Below are 22,361 nucleotides of genomic sequence, written 5' to 3' on the forward strand. Positions count from 1 at the left end.
ATGCATGGAATCCGGCCCCGCCAAAAAGTAGTTCAAGCTAACTGGATAGGCTATATGGCTGAGCGAGCCGAAAAGGCTCATGATAGTGCGCTTAGACAATTCTTTGCAACGCCGCTACCCAGCCCGGATACACCTATCGCGCAAGTGCCGATGGTAGCGTTAGATATGGAAACAACGGGATTGGACGAGCGGCGTCACGCGATTGTCAGCATTGGGGTAGTGCCTTTCACACTGGATCGCATTCCGCTTGCTCAGCGTCGCTACTGGGTAGTGAAGCCCTCGCGACCCTTAGATGAGGCGTCCATTGCTTACCATCACATCACTCATTCTGAAATCGCCACTGCGCCTGACTTTGATGCCGTGTTGGATGAGCTATTAGCTGTGCTGGCAGGGCGGCTTGTGGTGGTGCATTTTCGCAACATCGAACGCCCGTTTCTTGATGCTGCCGTAAAAGCACGACGGGGAGAAGGGGTGATGTTCCCGATGATCGATACGATGTCGCTTGAAGCGCGAATGCATCGACAAACGTTATGGGCACGGTTTCGCCGTTGGTTAGGGCGTCCGCCTGTTTCGATTCGTTTAAATGCCAGTCGTGAACGCTATGGCCTGCCTGTCTATCAAGGACATCACGCGCTGGTTGATGCACTGGCGACAGCAGAACTGTTACAAGCGCAGATCAGTCACCACTACACGCCTGAGACGCAGTTGAAAGATATTTGGGTTTGAGCAGCGCAGCGTTACTTAACGCAAACGGGCAGCCAAATGGCTGCCCGTTTGTGGTTTAGTGCAAGTGCATTTAGTTTAATGGTTAGTGATTCACATCATACCGCTTTGGGTTCGCTCATCAGACCTTTGATAATGGCATAACATGCCACTAGCAAGATGATGGTGAACGGGAAACCGGTAGAAACCGCCATAGTTTGCAGTGCGGTCAGACCACCGCCAAGCAGCAACGCAATTGCGATAGCCCCTTCGATAATCGCCCAGAACACGCGCTGAGGCTTCGGTGCATCCACCTTGCCGCCTGCAGTAATGGAGTCGATAACCAGTGAGCCTGAGTCAGAAGAGGTCACAAAGAAAATAATGACCAGTAGAATCGCAATAAACGAGGTGATTTGTGACAGCGGTAGCTGTTCAAGCATGATAAACAGCTGTAAATCCACGCCTGCGTCGCGCACAGCTTCAATGCCTTGGTTAACGTACTGATCAATGGCGGTGCCGCCAAAGGTAGTCATCCAGAGTACCGATACAATAGAAGGTACCAACAATACTGAAATTAGAAATTCGCGAACAGTGCGGCCACGTGAAACCCGTGCGATAAACATACCAACGTACGGAGACCAGGAGATCCACCAAGCCCAGTAGAAGGCAGTCCAGCCTTGGCTAAAGTTCGCGTCTTCACGGCCAAACGGATTCGACAGTGCTGGCAGATGAACAACATAATTAAGAAGGTTTTCAAAGAAACCTGTCGCGATAAGCAGTGTTGGGCCAACGGCAATAACGAAGAAAAGCAGCAAAGCCGCCATGGCGATGTTGATTTTTGAAAGCAACTGAACGCCTTTATCGACACCGGCCAGAATTGAACCAATGGCGATAATAGTGATGCCTATGATGAGTAGAATCATCGTGATATCGCTTTCTGGCGCGCCAAACAAGTAGCTTAGCCCTGCGGCTGCTTGGGTTGCACCTAAGCCCAGCGAAGTTGCCAAACCAAAAAGCGTGGCAAATACGGCCAAAATGTCGATTAGATGCCCTGGCCAGCCCCAGACGCGCTCACCCAGTATGGGGTAGAACACCGAGCGCATAGACAGTGGTAGCCCTTTGTTAAACGAAAACAAGGCAAGTGACAGCGCTACTACTGCGTAAATCGCCCAGGGATGTAGGCCCCAGTGAAAGATAGTGGCTGCCATACCCAGCGCCGCTGCGCCAGCAGCATCACCCTCAGCGCCTGCTAATGGTGCCCAGCTTCCACCATCAAAGGATGTACCAAAGTGGGTCAGCGGCTCGTTAACACCAAAGAACATCAAGCCAATGCCCATGCCTGCGGCAAATAGCATTGAAAACCAACCCACATAGGTAAAGTCGGGCTTTGCATCAGCGCCGCCAATGCGGATTTTACCTAGTGGGGAGATAATTAACCCAAGACACAGAATAACGAAAATATTGGCGGCAAATATAAAGAACCACGCCAAATTACCGGTCAAGAAACTAAAAATAGCGTCATAAACCGGTGCAATAGTGTCTTGTAGGGCGAGTGTTAAAACGACAAACAGTAGAACCACAATCGACGAAATGGTGAAAACCTTACCGTGTAGGTCGAGGTTAACGCCCATGGTGCTGGTGGTTATATTGTCTTGACCAATAACGTAATCGGTATCGATCAGGTTTGCCGGCCCCTCCGGGGCAGGAATGCCTTCCGAGACAGGCTCTTCAGGTGGTCGATTTTGCGGCTTTTTATCCACAAATTTGCTCCCATCATTATTAAAGGTGCGTGCTGTTAAGCGCGAGTTGTCAACGGATTGCTTCTACAACGCAAGAGCGCGTTTATTGGGCCACTCGAATCAGGAAAACGGAGACGTCTGTGTGGGTGGCTACTTTGCTGCCATGGGACGGCATAATAATGTCCAGGTGGCGGGGTAAATGTGTTGCCATTACCACCAAATCAGCTCCCGTTTCCTCCACTGCATCGACAAGCTGCTTATCCACATTAGCAACGGGATCCGTCGAGCTGTAAACCCTAATACTTACCGGTTGACCGTGCACTTTATGCCGCTCGTGGGCAAAAGCTTCAAGTTTCTGCTCGTACTCTTGGGGTGTGCGGGCAACGCTTGTAGGTGTATTAGCGGTAACGCCAACGTAGATGATATGAGCATCATATCGCTTAGCAAGGTCTGCCACTACGCTTAAGGCAGGCTCCAGTAGCTCTAGATGAGCAAGATCGACTGGCACCATAATGTTCTTAAACACAGTACGCTCCTCATATAGCTCCATTTAGCATGGGTTTACCGTACTAATTAAAGCTATATCGTTTTTTGAAAACAGTGGGTTGCGACAAATGAGCTGAAGCGAAGTGCGGCTTCAGCTCATTAATCATTCTACTAATAAACTGTATTTAGCCAAGACAACATTAGTTACTTAATTAGTTGCTTAGCCACTGTTCGACGACATCTTGATTATCTTCAACCCATTGCTTGGCATTTTCGTAGGGGTCGCTGCCATCTTCCTGATTCATCAGCATGACCTCACCCATCTGCTCGGGCGTCCACTCAAAAGAGTCAAGGATGGCGTAAGCTTCCGGCAAGTCATCTTTTAGACCTTGGCGTACCACGGTGTGAATCTGCTCAGCACCGCCATAAACATTTTCCGGATCTTCAAGGTATTTCAGATCGAAGCGGGCAAACATCCAGTGTGGCGTCCAGCCAGTGACCACGACATCCTCTTCATTGTTAATCGCGCTTGAAAGCGCTGCGGTCATGGTGGCACCGCTACCGCTACGCAGGCGCAGCCCGAGGTCATAGGTATCCACGACCTCTTCAGTAAGAGCCATCAGGCCCGCACCGGGGTCAATACCGATGATCTCGCCGTTAAAGCTGTCGGCGTTGTCGTTTAGGTCGGCAATAGAATCAACATCTGTGTAAGCCGGTACTACCAATCCCAGCTTGGTGCCATCCAAGTTCATGCCGAGATCTTCAATATTGTCACCTACACGCTCCATGTAGTCTGCGTGAGTCGTGGGTAGCCAAGCGGCGACGATGGCATCGGCGTCGCCAGTGGAAAGCGCCTGGAACATAGCGGCGGCAGAAAGCGACGTTAGTTCAACATCGAAACCCGCTTGCTCTAATACAGCAGCGACGACGTTGGTAGATGCTACTTCAGACGACCACTCAACATAGGCAAGGTTGATAGTGCCCTGATCTTGGGCGTGGGCCAGACTTCCGGCGGTCACACCTGCACCGGTAATGAGGGCTAATGAGGCGAGGCGGATGCGGTGATTCAACGTACGACTTTTCATTCACTTGCTCCTTGGGAAAATAGTCCTGGCGTCTATCAATATAGTGGTTAAGCGCCACAACTGTAGTAAGCATGCTTTCCAACGTTGCTTAACTAAAAATTTATAGGCGCGCTATCAGCATGCACATCCAAAAAGAGTGCATCAAGAAGATCAGTCAACGCAGCACGATGGTGGCCGCGCGATCTTCCTTGATTCACTGTGAGCGGCGCGTTTTCCGTAGTGATTGAGTTAAACGGTCAAGTAACATGGCTAGAATGACCACGGCGATACCAGCTTCAAAGCCATCACCGGGGCGTAGCCGCTGAATAGCACGCCACACTTCGCTACCTAGGCCATCTGCACCAATCATGGCGGCGATAACCACCATCGAAAGTGCCAGCATAATGGTCTGGTTAATACCCGCCATCACTGTGGGTAGCGAGAGCGGAAGCTGAACCTTAAAAAGTTTTTGGCTGCGCGTTGCGCCATAGGCATCGGCGGCTTCAATAAGCTCAACCGGCACCTGGCGGATACCTAACGTTGTGAAGCGAATCGCAGGCGGCATCGAGAAAATTACCGTTGCAAAAATGGCGGATACAGAACCAATGCCGAAAAACGGAATTGCTGGTATCAGGTAAACAAAGGCGGGCATGGTCTGCATAAAGTCCAATATCGGCATGATCAATCGGTACAGTCGATTAGATAATGCTGCCGCAATGCCGACAGGCAATGCGATAATCACGGCAACCAGGGTGGCGAAGACCACCAGCGTGAGCGTCTCAATCATTGGGTTCCAGAGACCCAAGTTCCAAATTAAGGCTAGCCCGGCTACTGAACCAATCGCTAAGCGAGCACCCGCTAGCCTCCAGCAGAGTAGGGTGATTAACCCAAGTAGCGCCCATTCAGGTAGCCACATCAAGCTATCGTTCAAAACATCAATGCCGGTTTGAGTAAAACGGGAAATTGCCCGAGTGACGGCTGAATATTCGCTGGTCAACCAGGTCAGGCCACTTTCGATCCAATCGCCAAGGGGGATGCTTGGAATATCCATTACTGTTCTCCTGCTCGTGCTAATTCATCCAGTACCGCGCCCTTCACAACGACACCTAGCAACCGCTGCTGCTCGTCAATGACGGCGATGGGAAAGCTTTTATCGCTAAACATAGCGAACAGGTTTTGCAGGGGTTCTTCAGGGGGGACTTTGCGGAAGTCTTGAGTCAGGTGATCAATAATAGTATCTGACTTGGCATCAATCGCCTTGCTCGCCGACTCGGCCTCTAGCAGGCCGATTAGGCGGCGGTCACGATCAGTGACATAAATTGAATCAATACTGTGGTCACGCATACGATGTAGTGCAGTGCGTGGGCCGTCGCTTTCGCGGGCGGTAGAGCGCACGGGGCGCATGGCGCTCTCGGCGGTTAATACACGCGAACGATCGACACCTTCGATAAAGCGGCGCACATAGTCATCAGCAGGTTGGGTTAATATTTCTTCCGGTGTACCAATCTGTACGACTTCGCCATCTTTAAGCAGCACTATGCGATCACCAATATTGAGCGCTTCATCTAAATCATGGGTGATGAAGACGGTTGTTTTCTGCATTTTAGATTGCAGTTGCAACAGCTCTTGCTGCATATCCTTGCGGATTAAAGGATCCAGCGCTGAAAAGGCTTCATCCATTAATAGCACGGTGGAGTCATTCGCCAGGGCGCGGGCTAGGCCGACACGCTGTTGCATACCACCGGAAAGCTGATTCGGATAAGCCTCTTCCCAGCCATCTAGCCCCACTTGGGTTAGCGCGTTTTGGGCAATTTGCTTACGCTCAGCTTTATCGACACCGCGGATTTCAAGCCCGAACTCGGCGTTTTGGCGTACAGTGCGGTGTGGGAATAGCGCAAAATTTTGAAAAACCATAGAAAAATGGCGGCGGCGACACTCCAACAGCGCCTTTTCGCTTAACGTGGGAATATTCTCGCCATCAATGATTATTTCGCCTTCGGTGGTATCAATCAGGCGGTTCAAACACCGAATTAACGTTGACTTGCCAGAACCAGAAAGCCCCATAATGACGAGCAGTTCGCCTTCATAGACATCGAATGAGATGTTTGAAAGGCCTAACGTTTGGCCAGTTTTCTCAAGAATTTCAGGGCGTTTTAAACCCTGGTCACGAAGCTCAAGGGCTTTTTTCGGCTGCTTGCCAAATACCTTGCTTAAGCCGCGAACCTGAATTTTGACAGGGCGTGTCTCGTCCATCAGCGATGCCTTTTGCGTGAATGAGCAGCCTTGTGTCGTTGCTCAGCTAGCTTTCCGATGCCAAATGGCTTTCCCTGCAAACAGCGACACAAAACGGTTCATAATTAGAATTTAAGTTTTAGCTTGGTTATTTATTAATATTTATTATACATAAGTGGGCAGGGTGTGTCACAACGCCTCCTGCGCTAAGCGTCAAAAGGTGTCACATGTGTCAGTTTTAACCCGCAGTAACAATTTTCTGGGCATAGAATTAATCTGGTTATTTTTATAAATTTTTGATTTTTATATATAAATTTATATTTTTTGGTTTTTGGTATGAACTATGCATTGAATTAGGTAGTTAATCGATATTTTGGTTAGAAGGGAGGTAAGCCTAATGGATAAACCAGTTAATCAAGTTACCAAACGCCCCCGCGTGCTTACATTGTGCATGTTAGCAGCTACTGTTAGCACATTAGCTCTTGCTGGTTGTGGTAACGGTGATGAGCCAATGCCGCCTGCCGAACAGCCTGAAACGATGGAACAAGATGCGACTTCCTCTACTGGACAGGCAACTACCGCAAGCGATGCTACCGCATCGGATACTACTTCTGACCCCATGATGAACGATGAGTCTGCAGTGGCTGATGACTCTGACATGGGCGATCCTGGGCTAAGCGATGATGCCGCGGCATCACAAGAACCTATGCCAGGTGAAGAACCTATGCCAGATGAAGAGGCTAGCAACCCAGACGATCCTGAAGAAAACCCAGGATTTGGTGAAGGTACTGACCCGATGCCAGGTGCTGATGAGAATGATGATGCGCTGAATAGCGGCCAGTAATCGTTAACGCTCCCTACGATGATAAGCCGACCCAGCTGTCTGTTCCCTGCGGCTGCTCCACACGGTTTATCATCCTTTTCCCCCGCGCCCGCGGGGGTTTTTTATGTGATCCGTGAACCCTCTTTGATAAGAAAATTCCCCACACGTACGCCATTTTGGCAAGGTAGTGCATAGCTTGTCGTCACATAGACGAATAGTCGGTTACACCGGTGAGTGGCCGACTATTTGCGTTAATTTATTCCTCGTTATCTTCCAAACGACGATAAAGCGTTCGTCGAGCAATACCCAGCACTTCAGCCGTACGCCGTTTATTGCCGCCGGTGGCCTCTAACACTTTGCGTATGTAGCGCTTTTCTACTTCTTCCAGGCTGGGCCAGCGGGTAGGTGCAGGTGCTGGAACCTGAGTGCCAGGTAACACTTCACCAGTAAGTGTCGGCGTTATTTCCGAGCCGTTATGTTGGCTAGCCTGTTCGCGTAAACGCTCTGGCAAATCTTGGTGTTGCAATATGCCTTCTTCGCTCAGTGTTACGGCTCGCATAATGGCGTTTTCCAGCTCGCGTACGTTGCCGGGGTAGGTGTAGTTCAACAGGCTATTTAGCGCTTCGGGCTCGATTTGTTCAATCTGCTTACTTTGCGCTTCGGCGTGCTTGTCGATTAATGCAAATACAAGATGCTCTATATCGGTGCCACGCTCACGCAGTGGAGGAATGCGCAGAGAGAACGTCTCAAGGCGATAGAACAAGTCACTGCGAAAGTTCTCTTGTTCGATCTCTTTTTCAAGATTGCGATGGGTCGCGGCAATGATGCGGACATCTACCGGCTCCTCACGCTCGCCGCCAACGGGTCGTACCGTCTTTTCTTGCAGCGCACGCAGCAGTTTTGCTTGGAGATTAACCGGCATTTCGCCAATCTCATCCAAAAACAGGCTACCGCCTTGAGCGCTATGAAACAGACCGCGGCGCGCTTCGTTAGCCCCGGTGAATGCCCCTTTTACATGACCAAAAAACTCACTTTCCATTAGATCGGCAGGAATGCTGGCACAGTTAACAGGCACAAAGGGTGCTTCGTGACGTTTGCTTTCTTGGTGGATAGCGCGAGCCAATAGCTCTTTACCGGTACCGCTTTCGCCCAGAATCAAAATAGGCGCATCGCTTTTAGCCAGCCGAGATGCATCATGAAACAGAGACTGCATTCCTGAGCTTTTTCCGACAATACCGTGAAACTGGCTCAACTCAGTATCGTGGGAGAGAGACAAACGCTGGCGCTCTAAGACGCGAAAGACTGCCTCGCGAATGGCATCTAAATCCAATGGTTTAGTTAAAAAGTCATCGGCTCCCAGCTTTAGCGCCTCGACGGCTTGGTCAATGGTGCCAAAGGCAGTGATGACAATAATGCCCAGCTCGCTGCCGCTTTGACGCAGTTGCTGAAGTAACTGAATGCCGGTCATTCCAGGAAGACGTACATCCGTAATCATCATTGCCACAGCTGTATGGCTTAGTAGCGCCAAGGCGTCTTCGGCACTGGGAACGCCTAGCGTGTCATAGCCCGCGTCGTTGAGCTCTTCTTCTAATAACTCACGTATAGCGGCGTCATCTTCCACTACCAATAAAGGTAAAAGGTGTTCCTGATGGGTCACAAACGTTTTCCTCAAGCGGATGCGGTTTCACTAAGGGGAAGCGTAATCTCGAATCCAGCGCCGCCAAGGCCGCTATCAAATACGCCAATCGTCCCGCCGTGGTCGTTAATAATGCGATGCACCATGGAGAGCCCTAAGCCACTGCCTTGGCCCACCGGTTTGGTCGTAAAGAAAGGATCAAATACTTGCTGATGATGCGACGCTGGAATGCCAGGCCCGTCATCTTCCACCCAGAGTGTTAGCTCTTCACTGTATTGCTTGGCACTAAGGCGTATACAGCTAACATCTGGTGCTTGCGCTGCGTTGCGTAATAGATTGGTGAGTACCTGCACAATTTGCTGCCCATTGACCAATAAATGGGGGGTAGGGGAGGGAAGATCAATATCCAAGTGAATATTTCGTGGCTCCAGCTCCTCTTCCACTAACTCACTGGCACTCAGAATAAGCTGATCCAACGCTTGCGTGTCTTTCTCTACGTTATGTTGTCTGCCTAGTTCCATTAATTGGCGGACAATTTGAACAATTCTTTCGACTTCGCCTCGGATACGGCCTAATCGTGCACGTTCGTCATCGCCAATGGTGTCCCTGCGGGCTAAGCGCTGGGCTTGGCCATTGATGACGGTTAATGGTGCGCCAATTTCATGGGCGACACCGGCCGCCAAAACGCCTAACTCCGCCAGCTTTTTAGATTTGCGCAGGCGCTTTTCTAGTTCGATTTCGCGCTGCCGACGGGCATCAATATCGCGATCTTTTTCTGCCATGGCATCTAGCATGCCGTTCAAGCCTGATGCTAAGCGGCGATATTCCGTCGGGCCATCGACCGTAGCCCGTTGGCTGCGGTCGCCATCTTCCACAAGTAACATCACGTGCAAAAGACGATTGAGCGGTCGTTCTATATAGTGCCTAAAGCCCCACCAGATGCTAAAAACAATACCGGCCGCTCCGATCACAAACACCAGAACAGCCACAATACTGATAAAGCCCGTATAGTTTTCGATGCCGGTATTAAGTCGATTTACCTGCAGAACACCTCGTACCGTACCATCTTGCGCCCGCAGCGGAATCAATGCTGAGTAGTACGTCCAGCCTTCCTGTTGGCGGTAATTGCTATACAGGTCATCTTGTTCGATAACCTGCTGAATTTCATCCGGCGTAAACAGGTCTTTGCCCAACCCCAGCCCATAAACTTCCCGGCCTTGGGTGTCGAACACATAAGCACCATAGATACGATGGAATGAAAAAGCGGATTGCAGTGCTTCTTCTAGCGGGGTGTCGCTATCGCGAGTGACGGCGTAACTCAGTGATGTGCCCAGTGCACGGGTGATAATCTCAACTTCGGTTTGCAGCTTGGAACGCACGTTATCTTCTAGCGACTTGATAGCCACTAGGCTAAAAACCACTAGAATGACAAACAGTGGCACGATGACCGTCAAAATAATTAAATTACGTAGTCGCATCAGGCATCCGTGATGAATACTGGCTGTTCAGCAGTGGACAGCATTGGCAGCGTACATAGATAGTGTAAATAAATAGACAGTATCAATAGGCAGTATAAAGAGTAGCGGTTCAGATAACGTTAGTGTGGGTTAATTAACCACCTGCAAACGGTAAAGGCTGCCCTGATCGCCATCGGTTAGCAAATAAATGGCGTCGTTAGGGCCTTGGCGCACATCGCGAATGCGGCCAATGTGGCCGTCAAGAATAACTTCTTCATCCACCACGTTGCCGTTTTCCAATTGCAGACGCAGCAATGTTTCGCTGGCTAAACCACCGGCTAATAGCTGCCCCTGCCAGTTTCCAAACGCGCTGCTGGTGACTTCGGTAAGGCCCGAAGGCGCAAAACGACCTTCGAAGCGGTAAACCGAGTCGACCATGCCGGGCTTCGATTCGACTCCAATCGGCTCATTAGTCCGATAATCATTTCCCAGGCTAACCTCTGGCCAGCCATAATTACTGCCTGCTTTGATGTGATTAAGCTCATCGCCTGTGCGCGGACCATGTTCGGTCGCCCAGGGTTCACCATTGCTAAGTACCGTCAACCCTTGAATGTTGCGATTGCCCGTGGAGTAAATTTCATCCAAGGTGCTATCAGCGCCCACGAAAGGGTTATCGTCAGGAACACCGCCTGTATCCGTTAGGCGTAGCGTTGACCCCGCGTGGTCGTCGCTTGCCTGGGCACGGGATGGGTTAACGCCGCGGTCACCAATACTCATTAGTAGTGTGCCGTCTGCTAGCCACGCCAAACGCGAGCCGTAATGACGGCCGGGTGACGAGGCGCGATCTTGTTCAAAAAGGTGTTCGACCTCACCGAGTGAATCTCCTTGCCACTTAACCCGTGATAGTGCTGAGCGACTGTTATTGCCGTCTGGTTTGCTCCAGGTGAAATAAATCCAGTCATGTTCACCGTCACCAAACGCAGGATGCAAGGTGATATCGAGAAGCCCACCTTGCCCCTGGTGGCTGACCGTGGGCATTCCTTCGAGCGTTTGCTGGTTACCTTCTTGATCTACCAGGGTGAGTTGACCACGGCGTTCGCTGACTAAAAAACGCCCGTCAGGCAAAAAAGCCACTGCCCAGGGGCTGTTCAACCCACTCGCCACACGTTCAAGTGACAAGGTCATTTGATCGGTTTCGATCGCGTCGTAAACCATTTCTGCTTGGGCATTGCTAACAGTGCCCGCCAACATTAACCCGCCAATAGCTGTTAGAAACCAACGATGAGAAGGCGTCGTTAACACTGCTTGGCGTGCTTGTGACTGAGGTTGGCGCATCATGGTCACTCCTGTCGTCGGGGCCTTCGATGATCATGTTCCATGCCTAGCAGTGACTGCTTAAAGCGAGCGGGGTTCCCTGTGCTGCTATATATCCGGCGGGCTAAATCAGACGGGCTATAGCAAAAACGCTACATCAGAAATGCCAGCAGTATCGGTAAATACACCAGGGCAAGCAGCGTAGAGCAAAAAACGAGGCTGGCAACATACGCCGGTTCGCGCTGGGCACGCTGGGCGAACAAGTAGTTAAACACTGCCACAGGCATGCACATTTGTAGCACCAGAATGCTTTGCGCCAGTGGGGGAAGGCCAACCCAACCCGCAATTAGCCACGCTGCCCCAGCGGCAAGGGGAATACGTACTAGGCTAAAACCGATGCCGGAACGCAGGCTTTTTACCTGGATGCTGGCTAGGGAAACACCGAGCGTGATCAACATAAGCGGTACGGTGAAACCAGACATTAAGTCGACCGTATTGGCTAGCCAAGGGGGCAGTGATGTGTCGGTTAACAGCAGCGCCATTGAGATTAAAATGGCATAGACGGTGGGCGTTTTCAGCAGCGTTTTAGTCGGGCTTCCGTTGCTATTGAGAACGGCCCCTAAGGTGAACTGAAAGAGCGAGACCGTCACCATCACCGTAATACCGTAGGCAAACCCTGCGCTGCCAAAGGCATACAGAACGACGGGTAGTCCCATATTGCCGGTGTTGGGATACATCATCGGGGCAAGTAATACGCGCCAACTGCGGCGCAACAGTTTGGCGACCACAAAGCTAGCCGCGCCCATGGTGAGTATCACGATGGCCGTGGCAAACATCATCTGCCCGAAGCTATTGGCATCAATATTAGCCCCAGATAGTGAGGCAAGCACCAGTGCGGGGGTACCGATGTTAAACACCAAACGAGTAATGAAATCGACGGGGTAGGGATGCCCTAAGCGTACCCATAAATATCCCAGCCCAGCACCGGCGAGTACCGGAGCCATCACGGCAAAAAGTTCGGCGAGCATTACCATTCCTTGACGATGATTAGCGACTCATTGTCGTTAATTAGGCCGCTAACTGGCAAGGTGAATTGGTTATTCAGCGTTAGTGGTGGAGTGATTGGATTGCCAAGCAGCCGGAACTTGCTCGCGTAAAAACTCGAGCAGTGCGTTAACCCGACGCGAATGGTGGCCGTAAGCGTACAACATGGTGATGGGCAGTGGGGCAGGTTCCCAGCCGGGCAAGCAACTGACTAAATCACCAGGATGATGCTGCTCGCGTTTTTCAACCACCCAGTGGGGCAGCAGCCCGATGCCTTGGCCATAAGCAATGGCATCAATTTGAAGCACCGTTAGATCGACGCGCAGCCGCGAGCGGGGCGCATTAAACAGAAAGTCGTCGTGATGAGCATGGTGGAACAGCAGGCCGCTAGAGGCGCTATCGAGTAAATCAATCCATGCGTGTGATTCTAGCTCGCTTGGGTGCTGAGGATAACCAGCGTTGGTAAGATAGCTGGGGTTGGCATAAAGGCCGCGAGTCAAGTGCCCTAAGCGCTCCTGGTTGAGACCGCATTCGTGGGTTGCCCCTAGCCAGATGTGCACACTGTTACTGTGCATTTTAGTGGGCGGAGATTCTCGCGTGTGGAGGGTCAATTCCACCTTGGGATAGCGGGTTAAAAACGCATCAACGACACCTGCCATCCAACCCCGTGCTAATGCCCCGTGAACTTCCAGTGTTACTTTTCCGCTGATTTCCTCACGCAGTTCTGCCAACGCTTCTTGGCTATGTGCCGCCATCGCTAGCAGTTCTGTGCAGTAGTTATGAAATAGCAGACCCGCTTCCGTAGGAATCAGCCGATTGGCTTGCCGCCTGAGCAGCGGCTGACCCAATCTTGCTTCTAACTGGCTAATACGGCGGCTCAGTGTCGATTTAGCAAGTCCTAGCTTTTGTGCGCTGCGCGTTAGGCTACCGGTAGTCATCACATCGGCAAAGGCGGCGAGTTCATCAAAATCGTACATGGTCGGGCCATTAGGCAACAGTTGAAGCGCTATTGTGCCATTTAATGATGTTAATGAAAATAATTGGCATTTGTGTTCCGGATGACTGAACGTACTGTGCGACCTCTTTGTGTAAGAATTATGCAAAAATACGAATGTTAATGATTCGTATTTGATTGCAAGTGCTCTTTCACATTAAAGGAACCCTGCTATGTCTTCTCGTTTGCGTCGCACGCTATTGGCCGGTGCCATCTCTTCATTGGCCAGTAGTGCCGTGTTGGCACAAGAAACACCTCGGCTAGATGATGTTGTGGTTACCGCATCGGGGTTTGAACAGCAAATTTCCAGTGCGCCTGCTTCTATTAGTGTTATTTCTCGGGAAGAGCTTGAGCGTGGACACTATCAAAATGTCACCGATGCGCTGCGCGACGTGCCGGGTGTGATTGTTACCGGTGGCGGCGCAGGTGACCGTGGCAATGATATTTCAATTCGTGGCATGCCCTCCCAGTACACCTTGATTTTGGTGGATGGACGTCCGCAAAATTCTCGGGAATCACGCCCGAATGGTAGCGCTGGGTTCGAACAGGACTGGCTACCGCCACTCCAAGCGATTGAGCGCATTGAGGTGGTGCGTGGGCCAATGTCGACACTTTACGGTTCAGACGCTATCGGTGGGGTAATCAACGTAATTACCCGCAAGGTGGCTGATGAATGGCACGGCAATGTGCAGCTCGACACGGTGCTACAAGAGAACAGCAATTCTGGAGACAGCCGCCAAGCGAATTTTTACCTAAGCGGGCCGTTAGTGGGTGACCGGTTAGGTCTGCAACTTTATGGGCGTGCCTCAGAGCGGGATGAAGATGATATTTTGAACGGCTACGAAGAGAAAAGCCTGCAAAGTCTAACCGCACGGCTGAACTTCGCGGCGAACGATAATCATGACTTCACCGCCGAAGCCGGCGTTACCGAACAGGATCGCCACTCGCGGGTGGGGCGTTCTGGCGCTGCTGAGGGTTGCCGAGGTGGTTGCACCGACAGTATCGGCGAATACACCAACACTCACGTTGCTGTTACCCACAGTGGCCGCTTTGACTGGGGTACCAGCGAGACCTTTGTACAGCGTGAGCGTAGCGACAACAAATCACGCGATATCGAAATTACCAACACCACCGCTAAAACCAGCGCGGTGATCCCACTAGGCATGCACTTAGTGACTGTTGGCGCGAGCTACGAAGAGGAGTCGCTGAGCGATACCACCACCAACCGAATATCTGACCGGACCGAAATCGAAAATAGCCAGCGGGCGCTGTTTGTAGAAGATGAGTGGATGCTGACTGACACCTGGGCGTTGACCGGTGGCTTACGCGTCGATGACGACGATAACTTCGGCAGCCACGTCAGCCCGCGCCTTTACAGCGTTTGGAATGTGACACCTGACTGGACGCTTAAAGGGGGCGTTTCAACTGGTTATCGCTCGCCAAGTCTGCGTGAAATCACTCCCGATTGGGGGCAGGTCAGCCGCGGTGGCAATATTTACGGTAATCCGGACCTTAAACCTGAAACGTCGCTTAACAAAGAGATTGCACTGCTCTACGCCAATGATGCAGGCCTGAGCGGCAGTTTGACGCTGTTCCACAACGACTTTGACGATAAAATTACGCGTATTGCTTGCCCTGTTGATATCTGTACCGATGGCCCTAATGATTTTGGCAGTGATCCTACTTATCGCGTCAACGTGGATGAGGCGATTACGCAAGGGGTAGAAGCCAGCCTGGCAGCGCCGTTGACAGATGCAGTGTCGTTAACGGCTAGCTATACCTTCACTGACTCTGAGCAAAAAAGTGGCCAATATGCTGGTGAGCCTTTGACGCAGCTACCGCGCCATCAGGTCTCGGCTACACTTGACTGGCAGGTCAACTCGCGACTCAGCCAGTGGACAAAAGTGAGCTACCGTGGCGAGGAGAGCCAGCCCACTACCGGCCCCTCCAGCCGCTCGGTGGTGGCACCTTCCTACACCTTTGTTGATGCAGGAATGGGTTACAAGCTCAACGATAGCACCACGGTGAACGCAGGTATCTACAACCTATTTGATGAGCGCATTACTTACGAAGAGTACGGCTACGTGGACGATGGTCGCCGTGTTTGGTTGGGACTGAATGTCGCGTTCTAGTGCCTGTTAGTACCTGTTTGCTATTAAACGTTGCGGCCACCTTATTAGGTGGCCGTGTTTTTGAGTGAACCACGTATTTATTTACGGATATTTATTCACGGATGTTGGGCTTGGGCAGGCTGCGTATTGCGTTTGCTAAGCTGCAGTACGCTTATCATCAATGCTGGCAGGAACGTCACCGTCACGATGGAAGCTCCCAGCAAGCCAAATAAAACAATCGCCCCGACACCACGGTAAAGTTCGGTGCCTTCACCGGGTAAAAATACCAGCGGCGAAAGCCCGCACAGGGTTGTCAGCGTGGTAATCGCAATTGGACGCAGGCGGGTTTGTACCGCCTGAGATACGGCTTCCTGAATGGATAGCTGCTTATCGTGTAATCGCCGCCGAGCCTGGTCGACCACCAGGATGGGGTTGTTAACCACGGTTCCCATTAATATCAAAAAGCCCAGCATCGTAATCATATCGAAGGGCTGACTTAGTGGAGCGATGCCAATAAGTGGCAGTAGGCTGCCCACTGCATTCATGGCTGCCAGACCCATAATGCCACCCACCACGCCCAAAGGAATGGAGGTAAGGATCAGCAGCGGGTAGCCCCAGTGAGAGAAAATTGCTACCAGTAGCAAATAGACAATCACAATGGCAATCAAGAAGTTGCTCATTAGCGCGTCTCGCGTGGCATTTAACTGATCACTAGCCCCAGAAATCGAAATATCCACCGCCGATGGTAGTCCCCCCTCACGGCGTAGACGCTCCAACATTCTCTCGGCCTGCTCAACCCCTGCTTCCAGGGCAATGCTGGGTGGTGGGATGACATTGAGGGTCACCGTGCGGCTACTATCGACCCGGCGAATAACGCTGGTGTCCATAGTTTCATCAATGCTGGCGACGGCAGAGAGCGGCAGTGTCGCGCCGCTGGGGGTATGCAGCAGAAGGTTGGGTAGCTGGTCCAGAGGTAGCGACAGCTGGGGGCCATAAAGATAAATATCGATCTTCTCGTCATCGAGAAAGAAGTCATCCACATAGGCACCTTCGGTGAGTGCGGCGACTGAAAAGCCGACATCTTCTGCCGCTAAGCCAAGTGCTGACGCCTGCGCCCAATCTGGGCGAATTTGAATCAGCGGCTGATCCAACGACAGCGAAGAGGGTTGGCTCTGAATGCGCGGATTGCCAAACTCATTGCGGGCTTCTCGGTAGAGGTTATTGGCGGCTTCATAAACGGTCGCCAAATCCGGGCCGGCGATATCCAGGTTGATACTCCGCGTGCCGCCATCGTTACTGGAAATGATCGAGCCTTTCGAGGCAAATGCGCGCATTCCTGGAAAGCGCTCGTAGTAGCTGGTAAGTGCGTCCATTAACGCTTCGATATCACCAGGGTCAGCTGCTTCCGCGACGATAAACAGCCGCGTAGGGGCAACCCGCATGTTCATATAAGCCAGCGGCGGCACCTCGGTGTCGCCCGCTAAAAAAGCCGCTGGGTCAGCGTCTACATGGGGTAAAAAGTAATCCTCTACTTGCGCGGCGATTCCCGCCATCTCCTGCAGGCTATAGCCAGGCGGTGGGCTCATCACTGCAAAGGTTTTAGGTTCCTCGCCTTCGGGCAAGTACTCGGCAGGCGGAGTGAGTACAACGATAGTCCAGCCGCTGATCACTACTGTAGTGACTAGAATCACTCCGCGCCGAAAAGGAGTGGCGATCAAGCGATCAAGCCGCTCCCCAGCCCACGAAGGGCGTGAGGCCGCGGGGCTATCCTCATGCTCGTTGCGCATCGAAAAATTAAAGCGCGAACAGAGTGACGGCACTAGGGTAACTGCCACCAGCATTGAGGCAAAAATAGCGGCGGAAACGGCAATGGCCACGTCAGAGTACAGTTGCCCAGCTTCCTCTTCTATAAACAGAATAGGCAGGAAAACCAAGATGGTGGTGGTCGTCGATGCCAGCGTCGCGGGCCATACTTCCTGCACGCCGCGTAGCGCCGATTCAATGCGGTCGAGTCCTAAACGACGGTATCGCTCAATATTTTCCAACACCACAATGCTGTTATCGACGCTCATGCCAATGGCAAAGGCAATGCCTGCCATGGAAATTACGTTAATCGTGCGTCCCGTGAGCATCAGCCCTAAAAAAGCCGCAATGGTGCAGAAGGGGATGCCAATAACGCCAATAAAGGTGGCGCGAGCGGAGCGCAAAAACAGGTACATCACCAACGTTGCGAAGGCCGCCCCGAGTAGCAGGTTGCTCCATACGTTACTGACCGAGGCCTCCACGTAGCGCACATCATCGGCAGTCAGCACCATTTCCATACCCGCTGGGCGCAGAATGCTGTCGTTAATCGCCGCTATTTCTTCTTCAATGGCGTATTTGATATCGATGACGTTGGCACCGCTTTCCCGCCGAAGGTCCATACCTATGCCCGGTTTGCCGTTATAAAACGATAGCTGGCTTAAGCGAGATTGCCCCTGGCGGACCTCGGCAACGTCGGCGAGCCGCACGATGCTATCACCCTGACGAGCGACAACCAGCTGCGCCAGTGCCTCAGCGTCATCAAAGCGGCCCAGCGTGCGTATCAAATAGCGGCGTTTACCGGCTTCTAATTCACCACCGGAGATATCCCGGTTACGCTGGGTGATAGCGTCGCGTAACTCGGTAAGTGAAACCCCGCGCTGAGCCAGCGCGCCAGGGTCGACCAAAATTTGTAGCTGCCGCTGAGCGCCGCCATTGACGCCGACTTCCGATACCCCTTTAACGCCTTCCATGCGAGGTCGCACACGATCGTCGATAAAGTCGCTCATCAGTTGGATATCTAGCGCCTTAGGGTTGCCGGGTAGCGTACCCACGTGAAAGCGCAAAAACGCGTCTGTCGAAAAAGCGGCAGAAACAATCCGTGGCTGATCCACATTGGTGGGATATGACGATACTTGGCTGAGCGCGTTATTGACTTGAATCAGCGCTGCCGTCATATCCACGCTAAACGGGAATTCAAGCTCAATTTCAGCGCTGCCGCTTTCGGCCATCGCCGTCATGCGGGTAAGGTTCGGCACATTGCGCAAATACTGCTCCTGCTCAATGAGGATCTCTTTTTCGATATCCTGGGGTGTCGCTCCCGCCCAGCGCGTTTCGACCGTTATTGTGCGGGCTTCAATGTCAGGAATCATCTGAACGGGGATGCGCAGCGTGGCGGCAATGCCCAGCAGCAGGAAGATTAGCGCGATAACAGTGACCAGCGTTTGCTGGCGCAGTAGGGCTGCAAACATTACTCGCTCCCCGCTGCGATATCCTCAACACTGACACCTTCGACCAGCGATTCATTACCCCGAATGACCACCTGCTCATCACCAGAGAGGCCCTCGACAATTTCCACACGGTCGGCAAAGTTAATACCCAACTGCACGCGTTGCTCAGTAACCTGATACGTGTTGTTTTCGTTAGGGGTGGCCACCCACACGGTGACTCGCCCGTCTGGGTAGCGGCTTAACGCATCGCGGGGAACCGTCAGCCCATCGCTGCCGGTCGACGCCCGCAGCACGGCATCCACTGCATTACCTGGGTATAGTGAAGCTGAATCGGGAACATGGGCGCGTAATAGAAATGTGCGAGCACTGGGGTCACTGATCGGCACCATGGTGGCGATAGTGGTCTCGTAGGTTTGTTGGCCCACGCGCAGGCTGATCAACGCTTCGTCTTGAACGGCGGCATAAAAGGCTTCGGGCACCTGAAAATCAGCGCGCAGCTCATCAAGGTTAACGAGGCGCGCAACGCTATCTCCTGGCGTGACCCACTCACCGAGATTGACGCTGCGAGCGCTGACGACACCATCAAAAGGGGCGTTAATTGCATGGCGAGCCAGTAGGGCGTTTAAACGTGCTTGCTCCGCCGTTAAACGCGAGCGTGCGGCGCGGGCCACGTTAACGGCACTACGACGAGCGCTCGCTTCAGTCGCTGCGATGTTACGCCCCACGCCCACCGATTCCGCTTCTCGCAGTAGTCGTTCTGCTTCCGCTAGTGTGGCCTGGGCCTCCTGTTCTGCAGCAACCGCCGCTGCTACGTCAAAACGAGCCAGATCGTCATCCAGCGCGATTAGCGTGTCTCCCTTGGCGACGTGGTCGCCAGGATTAACCGCTACCTGAGTAATAAGCCCTGCTACTGATGCTGAGAGGAGGGCATCTTCCAGGGAATTTACGGTGCCGACCAGGTTTGTTTCGGTATAAATTGGCTCGCGGTTTACGGGCGCCAGCTCAACCCTGGGGGCTGATTGCGCGAAGGAAGCGCTAGAGAGCATTAGGCCGCAGAGCAACAGTAGAACCAAGGCAAGATAGCGGACGAGCGGGTGCGCGGTCATGACAGACAGTTCCCTAATAAACATCGAATTCGCTGTTAAGCGGGCGTAAAAAAGCCCTGGCGCATGGCCAGGGCAGTAAGTCAGCATTGAAACAGTAAATAGAACCTTTTAGCTAGTAGCGTTTAGAACTCGTAGCGTGCAGAGAGCCACAGTCGACGTCCCTCTTCGCTATTGGCATACACATTGCCAAAGCTAGTGCCGTCACCATAAGCGCGGTAATCGACGAAGTCTTTATCGAACAAGTTGTAGATAGTGGCACTCACGTTAAATTGCTCGGTAAATGCGTAGCTGCCGCCTAAGTGGAACAGTGAATAGGCTTTGAAGTCACCTAGGTCATCGAAAGAGGGCGCGCCCCTAACGCTTTCACGGTTACGGTAACGTTCGCTGCGGTACTCGGCGGAAAGCCACGTGTCCAACTGAGGCGTAGCTTGCCAGCGCAGCGTGGCATTGAATGCATGCTCCGGGGTATCGGTCAGCGGTTCGCCACGGTTGTTACCGCTCTTCTGTTCGCTATCGGTGTAAGTGTAGTTGGCCGATAAGCGCCAATCTGGCGTGAACTGATAGCTGGTAGAAAGCTCGATACCCTGGGTAACGGCTTCATCGATATTGACGTCTTGGCTATAGACACCATCGGGTACCAGCGGGTTGTTCTCAATAACAATGTCGTTGCCGCTGGCTATTTTGTCGTCAAACTCGTTATAGAACAGCGTGGCGCTAGCGGTGAAACCTGCCAGGCTATCGTAATGTGCACTAATTTCACTGCTGGTGCTGGTTTCCGGCTTAAGGTTCGGGTTGCCGATAGTGAGTATGGTGCCCTGACCGGTGACGCCGTTGATTCCCGCATGCAGGTCATTCAGCGAGGGCGTTTTGTAGCCTCGGCTGACGCCGCCTTTCAGTGTCCAGTTTGGCGTCGTGTTCCACACCAAATAGCTACGTGGACTGAACTGGCTGCCAAAGGCATCATGATGATCGTAGCGGCCGCCAAGCGTTAGCGCCAAATCGTCACGTAGCATCCACTCATCTTCTGCAAAGAGCGACCATGTGGTTTGCTCAAAGGTCTCATTTGCTAACCCATCATCGAGCTTAGCATCCCACCACTGCAAGCCCACTGTGGTCATGTGGTCGCCTAGCGGCATGACATATTTGCTGTCTAACACTGTATTGGTGGTTTCTAGCTCGCGAGGCGCGCCGCCCACGATGCCAGGGAAGCCGTCATAGGCAACGCCATTTTCACCAGGAATCGTACGGCCTTTAGTTTCTGTGGTGTTGCGCATCAAACTGGATTCGAGCGTGCCTGATGCAAAGCGCCCAGTGTGACCAATAGCAACCTGCTGACGCTCAAAACGCAACTCGTCGGCGTAGCCATTGGCGGCGCCAGGATCTGGCGCGCAGCTACGGGTGCGGCCATCTAAAGTACCGAGCTGGCATTCGTCATTGTTATAACGCTGTCGATTAACTTCACCATCCACCCAAAGGTCGTGATCGGCATTGGGTGTCCAGGTTAACTTGCCGCCCAGGTTATAGGTATCGCCTTCAACGGGGCTGGGGCCGCGCTGGCTAACGTCAATGGCGTTGCCGTTGCCGTCAGTGTAAGTAAGTTCAGATGCATCCCGCTCGTATAAGCGACCACGCACCTGAATGCCTAGCGTGTCTTGGATAAGCGGGCCGCTGGTGTACAGGTTGATTTCGCGGCGATCACCGAAATCACGATCTTCATTAAATGTGTTTTCAACGCCTACGGAACCAACCCACTCGTGGTCTACTCGACGAGTGATGATGTTGATTACCCCGCCCATGGCGTCAGAGCCATATAGCGTCGACATTGGGCCACGAATGACTTCGATACGTTCAATACTGGAGACAGGCGGGAAGAAGCTAGTAGACGTTTCGCCAAACCCGTTAGGCGTGACGCTGCCAGCCGCGTTCTGCCGACGGCCGTCAATAAGAATCAATGTATAGTCGCTAGGCATCCCACGAATGCTGATATTGCGGCCCCCGGTTTTGCCGACAGCCCCACCAACATCAACACCTTCTACATCACGTAACGCATCAGCCACGCTGGTAATGCGCTTGCGCTCCAGTTCTTCACGAGACACGACGGAAATACTGGCAGGGGCATCCACCAGTGCCTGCTCAAAACCACTTGCAGATACAACGATATTGTCTAGTTGTTCTGATTCTTGAGCTAAGGCCGCAGTGGCGGTGACGCTAAGAGCGACGGCGCTGGCTAACGCGGTGCGAGTGAAGCGTGGCATGGTGATCCCCTGAGATGAAACTTATTTGCTAATGAAAACTGTTATCAATCGAGGTGGTGATTCTAAGAAGAAAAGTTCCCATATGCGAGTTTGTTTCATCGAACATTGTGTTGCTTAATATCGAACAATGCTATGAACAAAATACAC

General features: G+C 52.4%; 16 protein-coding genes. 3 read left to right on the top strand and 13 right to left on the bottom strand.

From position 1 onward, the window contains the following. Complete coding sequence (locus tag JFC11_RS05940) at positions 1 to 726, top strand: 3'-5' exonuclease (protein ID WP_038477558.1); 726 nt, start codon at positions 1 to 3, stop codon at positions 724 to 726. A gap of 95 nt (positions 727 to 821) precedes the next feature. Here the strand turns inward: JFC11_RS05940 and JFC11_RS05945 are convergent, their stop codons facing one another. The 5 genes from JFC11_RS05945 to JFC11_RS05965 all read right to left on the bottom strand — a co-directional run bounded on the left by JFC11_RS05945 (position 822) and on the right by JFC11_RS05965 (position 6,244). Continuing rightward, positions 822 to 2,462: a BCCT family transporter gene (locus tag JFC11_RS05945; RefSeq protein ID WP_038477555.1), complete on the bottom strand. Its 1,641-nt coding sequence runs from the start codon at positions 2,460 to 2,462 to the stop codon at positions 822 to 824. Between the two features lie 82 nt (positions 2,463 to 2,544). Further along, complete coding sequence (locus JFC11_RS05950; RefSeq protein WP_038477552.1) at positions 2,545 to 2,967, bottom strand: universal stress protein; 423 nt, start codon at positions 2,965 to 2,967, stop codon at positions 2,545 to 2,547. 172 nt (positions 2,968 to 3,139) lie between these two features. After that, complete coding sequence (locus JFC11_RS05955; protein WP_038477549.1) at positions 3,140 to 4,012, bottom strand: glycine betaine ABC transporter substrate-binding protein; 873 nt, start codon at positions 4,010 to 4,012, stop codon at positions 3,140 to 3,142. Positions 4,013 to 4,205: 193 nt separating this feature from the next. Further along, positions 4,206 to 5,042 (bottom strand): ABC transporter permease, encoded by an 837-nt coding sequence (locus tag JFC11_RS05960; protein WP_038477546.1) that lies wholly within the window; start codon positions 5,040 to 5,042, stop codon positions 4,206 to 4,208. Beyond that, positions 5,042 to 6,244 (bottom strand): quaternary amine ABC transporter ATP-binding protein, encoded by a 1,203-nt coding sequence (locus tag JFC11_RS05965; protein ID WP_038477543.1) that lies wholly within the window; start codon positions 6,242 to 6,244, stop codon positions 5,042 to 5,044. The genes JFC11_RS05960 and JFC11_RS05965 overlap by 1 nt, the downstream gene beginning before the upstream one ends. A gap of 376 nt (positions 6,245 to 6,620) precedes the next feature. Between JFC11_RS05965 and JFC11_RS05970 the strand changes: the two genes are divergently transcribed. Continuing rightward, complete coding sequence (locus tag JFC11_RS05970; RefSeq protein WP_198348961.1) at positions 6,621 to 7,067, top strand: LptM family lipoprotein; 447 nt, start codon at positions 6,621 to 6,623, stop codon at positions 7,065 to 7,067. Between the two features lie 235 nt (positions 7,068 to 7,302). On the opposite strand, the gene JFC11_RS05975 is transcribed toward JFC11_RS05970, so the two are convergent. The 5 genes from JFC11_RS05975 to JFC11_RS05995 all read right to left on the bottom strand — a co-directional run bounded on the left by JFC11_RS05975 (position 7,303) and on the right by JFC11_RS05995 (position 13,474). Then, complete coding sequence (locus tag JFC11_RS05975) at positions 7,303 to 8,703, bottom strand: sigma-54-dependent transcriptional regulator (RefSeq protein WP_038477537.1); 1,401 nt, start codon at positions 8,701 to 8,703, stop codon at positions 7,303 to 7,305. 11 nt (positions 8,704 to 8,714) lie between these two features. Then, positions 8,715 to 10,160, bottom strand: a complete 1,446-nt coding sequence (locus JFC11_RS05980) for a sensor histidine kinase (RefSeq protein WP_038477535.1) — start codon at positions 10,158 to 10,160, stop codon at positions 8,715 to 8,717. Positions 10,161 to 10,289: 129 nt separating this feature from the next. After that, positions 10,290 to 11,477 (bottom strand): PQQ-dependent sugar dehydrogenase, encoded by a 1,188-nt coding sequence (locus JFC11_RS05985; RefSeq protein ID WP_422822559.1) that lies wholly within the window; start codon positions 11,475 to 11,477, stop codon positions 10,290 to 10,292. Between the two features lie 128 nt (positions 11,478 to 11,605). Then, positions 11,606 to 12,481, bottom strand: coding sequence for an AEC family transporter (locus tag JFC11_RS05990; RefSeq protein WP_038477532.1), 876 nt, complete (start codon positions 12,479 to 12,481; stop codon positions 11,606 to 11,608). Positions 12,482 to 12,550: 69 nt separating this feature from the next. Next, positions 12,551 to 13,474 carry a LysR family transcriptional regulator gene (locus JFC11_RS05995; protein ID WP_198348962.1) on the bottom strand — a complete coding sequence of 308 codons (924 nt, stop codon included), beginning with the start codon at positions 13,472 to 13,474 and terminating at the stop codon, positions 12,551 to 12,553. Between the two features lie 190 nt (positions 13,475 to 13,664). Here JFC11_RS05995 and JFC11_RS06000 point away from each other — a divergent pair, with 190 nt between their 5' ends. Next, complete coding sequence (locus tag JFC11_RS06000) at positions 13,665 to 15,623, top strand: ligand-gated channel protein (RefSeq protein ID WP_198348963.1); 1,959 nt, start codon at positions 13,665 to 13,667, stop codon at positions 15,621 to 15,623. Between the two features lie 95 nt (positions 15,624 to 15,718). Here the strand turns inward: JFC11_RS06000 and JFC11_RS06005 are convergent, their stop codons facing one another. From JFC11_RS06005 to JFC11_RS06015, 3 genes are all read right to left on the bottom strand, one after another. Continuing rightward, positions 15,719 to 18,874, bottom strand: a complete 3,156-nt coding sequence (locus JFC11_RS06005) for an efflux RND transporter permease subunit (RefSeq protein WP_198348964.1) — start codon at positions 18,872 to 18,874, stop codon at positions 15,719 to 15,721. Further along, complete coding sequence (locus tag JFC11_RS06010) at positions 18,874 to 19,959, bottom strand: efflux RND transporter periplasmic adaptor subunit (protein ID WP_198348965.1); 1,086 nt, start codon at positions 19,957 to 19,959, stop codon at positions 18,874 to 18,876. The genes JFC11_RS06005 and JFC11_RS06010 overlap by 1 nt, the downstream gene beginning before the upstream one ends. Before the next feature lie 122 nt (positions 19,960 to 20,081). Then, the gene (locus tag JFC11_RS06015; protein ID WP_198348966.1) at positions 20,082 to 22,214 is read right to left on the bottom strand and encodes a TonB-dependent receptor domain-containing protein; all 2,133 of its coding nucleotides are present in this window, start codon (positions 22,212 to 22,214) and stop codon (positions 20,082 to 20,084) included. Between the last annotated feature and the right edge of the window lie 147 nt (positions 22,215 to 22,361).

The organism is Vreelandella alkaliphila (assembly GCF_016107625.1).
Taxonomy (GTDB): domain Bacteria; phylum Pseudomonadota; class Gammaproteobacteria; order Pseudomonadales; family Halomonadaceae; genus Vreelandella; species Vreelandella alkaliphila.

Excerpts from the sequence above, each read along its gene's own strand:
- JFC11_RS05940 (WP_038477558.1), top strand. The coding sequence starts at position 1 with ATGCATGGAATCCGGCCCCGCCAAAAAGTAGTTCAAGCTAACTGGATA.
- JFC11_RS05955 (WP_038477549.1), bottom strand. The coding sequence starts at position 4,012 with ATGAAAAGTCGTACGTTGAATCACCGCATCCGCCTCGCCTCATTAGCC.
- JFC11_RS05960 (WP_038477546.1), bottom strand. The coding sequence starts at position 5,042 with ATGGATATTCCAAGCATCCCCCTTGGCGATTGGATCGAAAGTGGCCTG.
- JFC11_RS05965 (WP_038477543.1), bottom strand. The coding sequence starts at position 6,244 with ATGGACGAGACACGCCCTGTCAAAATTCAGGTTCGCGGCTTAAGCAAG.
- JFC11_RS05970 (WP_198348961.1), top strand. The coding sequence starts at position 6,621 with ATGGATAAACCAGTTAATCAAGTTACCAAACGCCCCCGCGTGCTTACA.
- JFC11_RS05980 (WP_038477535.1), bottom strand. The coding sequence starts at position 10,160 with ATGCGACTACGTAATTTAATTATTTTGACGGTCATCGTGCCACTGTTT.
- JFC11_RS05985 (WP_422822559.1), bottom strand. The coding sequence starts at position 11,477 with ATGATGCGCCAACCTCAGTCACAAGCACGCCAAGCAGTGTTAACGACG.
- JFC11_RS05990 (WP_038477532.1), bottom strand. The coding sequence starts at position 12,481 with ATGCTCGCCGAACTTTTTGCCGTGATGGCTCCGGTACTCGCCGGTGCT.
- JFC11_RS05995 (WP_198348962.1), bottom strand. The coding sequence starts at position 13,474 with ATGTACGATTTTGATGAACTCGCCGCCTTTGCCGATGTGATGACTACC.
- JFC11_RS06000 (WP_198348963.1), top strand. The coding sequence starts at position 13,665 with ATGTCTTCTCGTTTGCGTCGCACGCTATTGGCCGGTGCCATCTCTTCA.
- JFC11_RS06005 (WP_198348964.1), bottom strand. The coding sequence starts at position 18,874 with ATGTTTGCAGCCCTACTGCGCCAGCAAACGCTGGTCACTGTTATCGCG.
- JFC11_RS06010 (WP_198348965.1), bottom strand. The coding sequence starts at position 19,959 with ATGACCGCGCACCCGCTCGTCCGCTATCTTGCCTTGGTTCTACTGTTG.
- JFC11_RS06015 (WP_198348966.1), bottom strand. The coding sequence starts at position 22,214 with ATGCCACGCTTCACTCGCACCGCGTTAGCCAGCGCCGTCGCTCTTAGC.